Genomic DNA, 9,190 nt, shown 5'->3' on the forward strand with positions numbered 1-9,190 from the left:
TCATTTTTTTATTGTGTGATACCTAATTTAGAGCTAGAAAGCTATTTTTCAGAGCTTCCCTAGTTTGTTCGCTGCCTTTGGTTGCACTTTGGGTATCATCCCATCTCTGATTGCAAGTGTTTTTGGGTTAGCGGCGATTTTTCATGCAAGTGCGCTTGCTTTTCAGGTTGTAAAGTATGCAGGTGCTGCTTATTTGCTTTATTTGGCGTGGGTTATGTGGCGTTCCTCATCACCTCTTTCACTGGAAAGTCGGGAGCCTAGATCAAACTTAACCGCAGTGGCAGTTAAAGGTTTCTTACTAAACATGCTTAACCCTAAATTATCCATTTTCTTTCTAGCATTCTTACCTCAATTTGTATCACCCAATGTGGCGCAGCCGCTAATTAATATGCTACTGCTAGGTCTTGTGTTCATGATTATGACTTTCGTTGTTTTCATCCTGTACGGGTTAATGGCAAGTATATTTAGCGAGTTGGTAGTTGGCTCTAAAAAGGTAAGTCTTGCTATACAAAAAGTATTTGCAGGCAGTTTTGCGGCTTTAGGGCTCAAACTGGCATTGAGTGAGCGGGCATAACAAGCCAATTAATCCGACCTCAATACGCTACGCTCCTTTCGGCGGCTTATTGGGGCGTTATAGGGCTAGAAATTGAGCCAAATTCACAAAGACCAAAAATTAAGTGTATATCTGTGGAAATTCATGGTTTGTCTTTTTGCTTCAAGCTTGATCCCCATGGCATATGTACTTTGGGCGGTTTCACCAGGGTTAAAGGGGAATTGGTTTGGTGTTGCTGTGGTTTCAGCGGTTTGTTCAGCATTATTGACTGCGGCTTTACCGGTAAATAACGCTCGTTACTATGTCCCAAGTAGTGTTGTTGTGGGCGTGTTATTTTATGGGATAATTCAGGGTTACTTATTATACAATGGGGCCCCATAACTAGGCCAAGCAGGCTCGCCCAGCCCCTTTGGGGCTAGGCTGGACAGCCTACGCGGCGCGCTTCGCACGCAAACGCTCCGGCTGCCCCTGTTGGCAACGTTCAGGCTGTAGAAAAACTCTTAAAAGGTAGCTTATTTTGTTAAAATGGAGATCTTGATGTCGAGATTATCCATATGCCCAATTTCAAACGTTACGATTACAACCAAGATGTAATGGTCGTCATCAATTTCGAAGAACAACTACAACCTGAAACCTTTGAGTTTACACTTCATCATCTGATCAATAACCACATTGACCTCTCTGTCTTCCATAAAAAATATCAAAATGATAGCGGTGGGCGAACCGCCTATGATCCAGCTATCCTACTGAAAATTATATTGTTTGCTTACTCAAAAGGCATTACTTCAAGCCGTGAAATTCAATGGCAGTGTGAGAACAATATCCTCTTCAAAGCACTGTCATGCGATACCGTTCCGCATTTTACTAGTAATGCGAGTTTCGTAAGCAGTTATCCTGATGCGATTGAGTCGGTGTTTGAGCAAGTGTTGCTGGTCTGCGATCAGCAAGGGCTGCTTGGCAACGAACTTTTCGCAATAGATGGATGCAAGATGCCATCCAATGCCAGCAAAGAACATTCGGGGACCTTTAAAGAGCTAGAGCAGAAGCAGAAAAAAATTCGCAAGAAGATCAAACATTGCATCAAAGAGCACAAGAGGCTTGATGGCAGGAAACCTAAAGAAAAAGAGCGAAAGCAAACGGTAGCTAAAGCGGTTGATACTCTGCAGAAACACTTTGATAAAATTGATCACTTCTTAAAGAATCACTCCCCCAGGATGGGGCAAGGTAAAAACCCTAAAGAGGTAAAAAGTAATATCACGGACAATGAATCAGCCAAGATGACTACCAGTAAGGGAACCATCCAGGGCTATAACGGTGTTGCCGCAGTTGATAGGAAGCACCAGATAGTTGTTGAAGCACAGGCCTTTGGAGAGGGGCAAGAACATCATACACTGAAGTCTATTCTCGATGGCATCAGCTGCCATTATCAGAATATAGGAATAGATGAAGCCATCTTGGCCAAACAGGCCATCATTACTGCTGATACTGGATTCTCCAACGATGCTAACTACAGCTACCTGCGAGAAAACGGCATCAATGCCTACATACCTGGCAATAAATTCCGTTCACGTGATAAAGCTTTTGCCAAGCAAAAAACTAAGTATGGAAAGCGTAATCAAAAAGGTAGAGATAGTGCTAAGCAGACTTTCCCGGCTAGTGAATTTATATTCAACAAGAAAAAGAAAACCTGCATCTGTCCGGCAGGAAAATCCATGCTCTTGTTAAAAGAAGAGCATGTCAGTGAAGGTAAGAAAAAGCTATTGTTCGAAGGGCGCCTCACTGACTGCAGGGAATGCAGTCTTAAAAACCAATGTATGCGAAACCCAGATTCTGCCGGCTCTCGAAAAGGACACGGAAGGCAAGTATCCCTTACTTGGACAAATGGACGGACACCCACCGACTGGATGAAAAAACGGGTTGATAGTATCGAGGGCAAGACCATTTATGGGCATCGACTGTCTGTTGTTGAGCCGGTATTTGGAAACATTGGTACCAACAAACGATTGAATCGCTTCTCGCTACGAGGAAAAAGTAAGGTTCAGGGACAATGGCAGATGTTCTGCTTGGTACATAACATTGAAAAGTTGATGAGATATGGCAGTATCCACTGACTGAGGATAAATTAAGGGTATCAAGACGCCTAAATTTAATAGAATGAAAGAAATTTGGTGGTATAGATAAATTTTGGCCGAAATTTTAATTGGAAGAGTCTGGGAAATGGCAGCTTTTTATAAAACTGTTTTTCTACAGTCTCGTTATGGCTAAGAGCATGAAAACAATAAGTTGTTTACTTTTCACCATTTTGATTCCGGGTTGCTACCCTATCAATAAAACAATTCAGCCTAGAGCTGAGATGCTAGTTGTTGACGAGGCTGGAAATCCAGTTAATGATGCTATTGTCACCTTAATATCTGGAGCTTATCCATACGGTGAAGAACGAACCCGTATGAGTGTAAAGACCGATTACTCGGGTAAGGCTAAGTTTCCCAAGATCAAAGATTGGAGAATTGAATCATTGATGATTCATGGGGCAGAAAGTTACTACTGGAGCTGGTGCATTTATAAAGAAGGCTTCCTCACCTATGAGGTTGGTAAGGGAGGGGCAGATGGGTTCAGCCCGAAAGCTCAGACCACTCTAAAACCAGGCGTCGCAACACAGTGTTCAAGCATATTGCAGCAGTGGGAATCCGTAGAGAGACCATAACAAATAAAGGTACCCGACATCAAAACCGCCGCTTCGCTTTGGTTTTAACGCAGGTGCTTTAAACGTTATACACAACTATTCTTGCGTATATTAATTGGCCAATAATCTCTACGCATGAGCACTGATTCCCTATGATCCTGCATTAAAGTGAACCCGGAATCAGAGCGGCATGTGATATTGAATGTTACCTCATCGAGAAGCCTCCATTCATGGGGAGAATTACTCGATTGTTAACAGATTTAGACAGTTATCACATTCCTAAATGGCGCTGCGGGCTAAAATTCTAACAGTTTTTTGGTGCACGCAAAGTAATTTCACTGTGTTGAGCTGGCTGAGGCTATGAGTGAGCTTGAAAGACATGTATAAAATACAGCGGCGACGTTACGTTAGATGACATGATAATTCTACATTGGTCAATATTCATATTTTGGGCTGTTCTCGCAATATTTGCGTGCTTTTATGGGTATAAACATAGGCCCATTGTCCAATATCGAGTGCTTCTGCTGATAATACCAATTCTTGCCATTGTAGTGTTCGGCTTTGTCTTCGTTTTCAATAGCGGCTCTAATGTTGCTCAGCTTTCTGGTTCACAAGGCTTGTGGTCTTTATGGTTTAAGTTATATTTTTCGATAGCTATAGGTAGTCTTATCAATTTAATTTGTGCACTTTCATTAACGCTAGTAAGTTTAGTTAAAGGCCAGTATCAACAAATATTGCGATTTAATATTCAGGCATTAATTGTCACACTTATTACTCTATACCATGTGTTACCAAAAATGCCCGATGCGTAAATTAGCGGAATTCAACATAGAGATTATGTAATTCTGATAAATGTGCTTCACAGTTTGATAGTGTTTATATCCATTTAATTAGCTGGCTCCTAGTGTTTTTTTAACTTTTTTCTTCAGTCAATAATCTTGGAGATTTACATTTTTATTTGGAGAGTTTCCCGAGTTACTGCAGCAGTCGGATCCACGAATCGTGGATCTCTACAGCCAAATCAGTATAAGAATTTCCCGTTAATCTGGCCGAGCAACCTTAGATCCGTGGCAACCACAAGCCCATCGTAGCGGCAAAAATACCAATCGCCATAAACAAGGTTAGTGATATCAGCGCACTGACAAAAGCAATTTGGGCACCTTGTCCGGCCGCACGCTTTTGACAGTGAAAATACCATTCCAGCATGGCCAGTGGGAGCAGGTATTGGCCGAAGCCCAGCACATATAGGAAAGGTCCGGTAAAGGATTTCCAATCTATCCCCCAGCCGCCGGTGAGCATTGCCCAGCCCATTAGGGCTACGCGAAAGAACCACACTGCACTGGCAGCCATAAACAGACGCAAGGCCCAGCGACGGTGCTCAGCAATGCGCCTAGCCATTGCGGTGCGCACTGCCAGAAAGGCAAATGCCAGAATCAGTATGCCGTCCATAGTGATGCTGATCTGCGACACCAGATTACCAAAGGTATGCCGAGTCCAGGTCATGTAGAGCCCTGCAATACTCGCTATGACAGCCGTCAGCAGGTAACTGCGCCCCAGCCAGCGATGGAAGTTAGGGGCATGACGTCGCACCGAAGGGACCAGCTGCAGGGGCCCGCCGCCAATGACAATCGCGGCCAACAGCACGTGGCTCACCGAAGCCAGGTTGCCCAATGTATCTCCCTCGCGGAAGCCTGCCGGCAGGTGCAGCCCTTTCAAACCATACACTCCTGACTCGGCAATGGGTGGGTAGAAAACGGCCAGGATATAGGCAAAGAAGATCGCATGGCCGATGGCTGCGATGCAGAACCAGGTTTTTACCGACAGGTTAACGGCCCGCCGGGTATCGAATGGTCGCGGTAGTGTTTGGCTGAGTACAGCGTCGTTCATGGTTTTCTCCAGGCGATTATGGTCCGTGTTGGGTCTGAGTGAGCTTGCCGAACATGTTCAGCTTTTTCAGACCTACGCACATCGGCCACAGGCAGTAATCGCATCTCCCCCAAAAGGTGGAGATGTTCATGCTACCGTCTCCCCTGAAAGTCCCATGACAGCTGTTTGCGCCTGGTTTAGCATGCGGAAATGAAATCGTCGTCCCTCAATACGCCTGCGCCGAATCCGCTCAATGCCAGCTCGGAACTACCCAAGCTTCCTATGTGGCAGCCCTTACGGGGGCCGTTTGAGCGTTGGCCGCACCTAACCGATCTGCTTATCGCGTTGCTTATGTTCTTGCTGACGCTGTTGATGTGGTCCCGCAACGGTGCACGCGAAGTGCTATCCCTGCAAAACCTGTGGGATGTCATTGCTTTCCAGTGTGTATTCCTCGGCTCCTTCGCTTTGCTGTGGCGCCGCACACACCCTTGGCAGGTACAGGCCGTTATTCTCGGCGCAACAATAGTGTTGGAGCTGGGTTTACCGGCAGATGGCATCGTCGCCATGGCGGTTTCGCTATATAGCCTTGGCCGCTACGAGGCCAATACCCGGGCCAGCTTTATCGGGGTTATCGCAACGCTGGTTTTTGTGGCGTTTGACAAGGGTATTCCAGTTCAGCCAACGGCTGCGGGCACAGTAACGGTAATGCTGGTATGGGCGCTGTGGTATATCGGTCGCCGGCTGCGTTTTCGCGGCGAATATCTGCGTTTGCTGGAAGAGAGAGCCGAGTACTTGGAGCGCGAACGCAGTGCCGAATCCGAGCGCGCGGTCGCAGCCGAGCGCACTCGAATCGCCCGTGAGATGCATGATGTGGTGGCGCACCAGGTGAGTCTTATGACCGTGCAGGCCGGTGCTGCCAGGGCTATCAGTCGCAATAACCCGGAAGCCGCCAGTGAGGCCATGGCTTCAGTGGAGGCTGCTGGTCGTCAGGCCATGAGTGAAATGCGTCATTTACTCGGCGTACTGCGCCCCACCAATGACGACACTACGCTCACCCCGCAACCGGATTTCAATGATTTACCAGCTCTGATTGAAAAGGTCCGGCAGGTATTAAGCGAGGTCGACTGCGAAACCCACGGTGCACTGGAGAAAGTGCCGACCAGCGTCGCGCTCGCTGCCTATCGCATCGTTCAGGAATCCCTCACCAACGTCATCAAGCATGTTGGAGCGGCAGCGTGGGTGCAAGTGAGTGTATGCGCAGACCATGGCACTCTTACGATTCGAGTGCGCGATGATGGAAATATTGTTGGCGAGCGGCCCATGGTGGAAACAACTATTGACGCGCAACCCGGCGGTGGGCACGGCATCGCAGGTATGCGCGAGCGCGCGGAACTGCTCGGTGGTCATCTGTATGCGGGTGCGGTCGATGGTGGTGGTTTTGAGGTGTATGCACAACTACCCACAGGAATGGGGAAAACATAATGTTGCGAGTGATGGTGGTAGACGATCAGGCTTTGGTACGGCGAGGTTTTGCCTTAATCCTGGACAATGAGCCCGATATTGAAGTGGCTGCCGAGGCTGCCACTGGCATCGAGGCAATTAAAGCTGCATGTGCGCATCAGCCAGACATTATCCTGATGGATATCCGCATGCCGGAGATGGACGGGCTGGAAGCCACAGCACGCATCCTGGAAGCTAGTGATGCAACTTGCCGTGTCATTATTTTGACCACGTTCGATCCCGATGAATACGTGTTTTGTGCGCTGCGGGCAGGCGCCAGTGGTTTTGTGCTCAAGGACATTCCCCCCGAGTCGCTGGTTGAGGCAGTACGCACCGTAGCAGAGGGCGGTGCCATGCTTGCACCGGGCATCACTCAACGCCTGATCAGCCAGTTCGCCCAGAAAATGGGAGCCGGCCGCAACTTGTCAGAACGCCTGGAGCGCCTCACTACTCGGGAGCGCGAAGTGCTGGAGGCCATCGCCGCCGGCAAGAGCAATGCCGAGATTGCCGAAGCCCTGTTTATTGGCCCCGCCACCGTGAAAACCCATGTTTCCAGCTTGCTTTCCAAATTGGAGCTGCGCGATCGTGCACAGGCGGTGGTGTTCGCTTACGAATGCGGCCTGGCCACTGTGGGGGAGCGCGATGTGGGTTTCTAGATCAACACGCTCTTCGCAACGCAATGCACTGTATCGCCTTGCCGCCATCGCCGCAGTAATTTTGGGGCTATTCCTCACTCTCGGAGCCCAAGGCCACTTTGTTGCCATCTGGCCACTGGTAACCAGCGACGGAATGGGTTTATCCCGTGGCTCGTTGTTGATGTTACCCGGCGTAATGCTCGCGGGCACAGCTGTATTGAACTTCCTGTTCTGCAAACCACTCTGGCAAGAACGTGGCTACGGGCTCAACGTTACGCTTGCGGGTAATCTGGTTACTACGAGCTATTTGCTCTACCTAATGATACGCGGCGTACCCAATCACCCTATTGGCATTTTCCTCGCACTGGAGATGTCTTTTGTACTATTGCTTGTAGGAACAAGGGCGGGACTGGTTTGGCCTGCGGTAGCAAGAGTGCCGGTTGAGATGGACATGCAATAATGTATGCGCTGGGGGACTGTACTAGTACTAGCTACCTGACATCATAAACTTCACGGTTGTTTTTAATTTGCTGGTTTTTGTCTTTCTGAGGGTCAATAAAAGATTTCTCTGTATATCTATGAAGTCATGACCAAGTTATTTTCTTCGCAAAATTATTCCACTCGTCTAAATCATTTTTCTTACCATCAAAACTTCTAATATGAAGCAGCTGTACGTTAAGGGCATCACAACATGACTGGAACTGAATTTCCGCAGTAAACTTGTTGTTTTTTCGTCTCGGCGCATTCGAGAGCTTCCCATACAAACTTTTCAGAAAAAATCTGGATGCGTGATTCTTAACGTTAAGACCGGTGTATCCTTATTCAGGGTGCTATCGAAATCTTTCTTTGGATATGTATATCAATTAAAGGTAAACTCTTGATCCTCTACATATTTTTAGTATTGCCGTGCAGACGTGCTTTGGAATTATAGAGAAGCGTGATATGTAGATACTGCTTTTGAATTAACTGTTACGTGCGAAAAGGATGTTTAGTGAAAAATTACTTCTTTACACTGATTACACTTTTGATTTTCAATACGCCTAATGTTTTTGCGGCAAGCTTTAATTGTGAAAAGGCTTCTTCAAGCTCTGAAATCCTGGTCTGCTCTAGTAAACGCCTTGGATTCTATGATAAGGATTTATCAGCTGTCTATAAATCGGTCATGTCAACATTTACGGGTCAAAATTCTACAGCGATTAAGAAAGAACAAATTGATTGGATTAAAAAACGGAGTGACATTTGTAAAGATGAGCAGAGCTGCATTAAAGCTTACAAGCAGCGTATAGCAGAGCTCAGAGAAATTTTATGGAATGGGAGTAACTTGGATTCTTTTTCGATTGATCGACAGTCATGTAGGGCATCTAAAGATCAGGAGATTATTATTAAGTGCATAATATCTAACATTTACGATCCATGTGAGGATGCAGGAGGTAAATGGGGGGCGGCCCAATGTGGTTGGGCTCATAACATAATAGCTGAAAGAAAAATTGACAGCTTGAACGCAGAGATTATTGAGAGGCTTAGTGCAACTAGCAATGGAAGTGAGTTAATTGAACTTTTTAAGTCAGATTCATCTGCTTGGCGCTCCTATAGGGATTCGCACTGTGCACTTACCAACGCTATGAATGGGGTTGAAAATTTCAATGGTTACGTATTGCATATGGCATTCTGTCAACGCCGATTAAGTGAAATGAGAGTCACTGAGCTAGAAAAAATCCATGCGAGTTCGAGTAAACACGTAACAAGTAGGTGATGTTCGTTCTAGCCACTGTTCGGCTTCCACCGAACGGCTTACGATTCGTGCAGTCTACTGCATTCCAAAGGTGTAAGGCCTCATAGGGAGAGATTGAGGTGAAGAAGATAATTTATACCTTGATCCTACCCACCAACGACGGACACTCTCTTAAGCGATAAACTACGCAGCAGAGGTGCCCTATGACACGATCAAGTAAA

The 9,190-nt window shown here is 46.8% G+C and carries 8 protein-coding genes; 7 read left to right on the forward strand and 1 reads right to left on the reverse strand.

The window, feature by feature from the left end; translation table 11 throughout:
- Nucleotides 1-64 precede the first annotated feature (64 nt).
- From ACCI51_RS19055 to ACCI51_RS19065, 3 genes are all read left to right on the forward strand, one after another.
- Nucleotides 65-574, forward strand: coding sequence for a LysE family translocator (locus tag ACCI51_RS19055; protein ID WP_371845007.1), 510 nt, complete (start codon nt 65-67; stop codon nt 572-574).
- A 533-nt stretch (nt 575-1,107) separates the two neighbouring features.
- Nucleotides 1,108-2,664: a transposase gene (locus ACCI51_RS19060; RefSeq protein WP_371845009.1), complete on the forward strand. Its 1,557-nt coding sequence runs from the start codon at nt 1,108-1,110 to the stop codon at nt 2,662-2,664.
- Between the two features lie 158 nt (nt 2,665-2,822).
- Nucleotides 2,823-3,257 (forward strand): hypothetical protein, encoded by a 435-nt coding sequence (locus tag ACCI51_RS19065; RefSeq protein ID WP_371845011.1) that lies wholly within the window; start codon nt 2,823-2,825, stop codon nt 3,255-3,257.
- Nucleotides 3,258-4,295: 1,038 nt separating this feature from the next.
- Here the strand turns inward: ACCI51_RS19065 and ACCI51_RS19070 are convergent.
- Entirely contained in the window at nt 4,296-5,123 is an 828-nt protein-coding gene (locus tag ACCI51_RS19070; protein WP_371845012.1) for a DUF2306 domain-containing protein, read from the reverse strand.
- 189 nt (nt 5,124-5,312) lie between these two features.
- Between ACCI51_RS19070 and ACCI51_RS19075 the strand changes: the two genes are divergently transcribed.
- The 4 genes from ACCI51_RS19075 (at nt 5,313) to ACCI51_RS19090 (ending at nt 8,990) form a co-directional block, all read left to right on the forward strand.
- On the forward strand, nt 5,313-6,584 hold the full coding sequence (locus ACCI51_RS19075; RefSeq protein WP_371845014.1) for a sensor histidine kinase: 1,272 nt from the start codon (nt 5,313-5,315) through the stop codon (nt 6,582-6,584).
- A complete protein-coding gene (locus ACCI51_RS19080; RefSeq protein ID WP_371845015.1) occupies nt 6,584-7,258 on the forward strand; it encodes a response regulator in 675 nt (224 codons plus the stop codon). The genes ACCI51_RS19075 and ACCI51_RS19080 overlap by 1 nt, the downstream gene beginning before the upstream one ends.
- The gene (locus ACCI51_RS19085) at nt 7,245-7,697 is read left to right on the forward strand and encodes a hypothetical protein (protein ID WP_371845016.1); all 453 of its coding nucleotides are present in this window, start codon (nt 7,245-7,247) and stop codon (nt 7,695-7,697) included. Before ACCI51_RS19080 ends, ACCI51_RS19085 begins: the two co-directional genes overlap by 14 nt.
- A gap of 531 nt (nt 7,698-8,228) precedes the next feature.
- Nucleotides 8,229-8,990 carry a lysozyme inhibitor LprI family protein gene (locus ACCI51_RS19090; protein ID WP_371845018.1) on the forward strand — a complete coding sequence of 254 codons (762 nt, stop codon included), beginning with the start codon at nt 8,229-8,231 and terminating at the stop codon, nt 8,988-8,990.
- Nucleotides 8,991-9,190: the final 200 nt, after the last annotated feature.

Source organism: Microbulbifer echini, from assembly GCF_041447225.1.
Classification (GTDB): domain Bacteria; phylum Pseudomonadota; class Gammaproteobacteria; order Pseudomonadales; family Cellvibrionaceae; genus Microbulbifer; species Microbulbifer echini.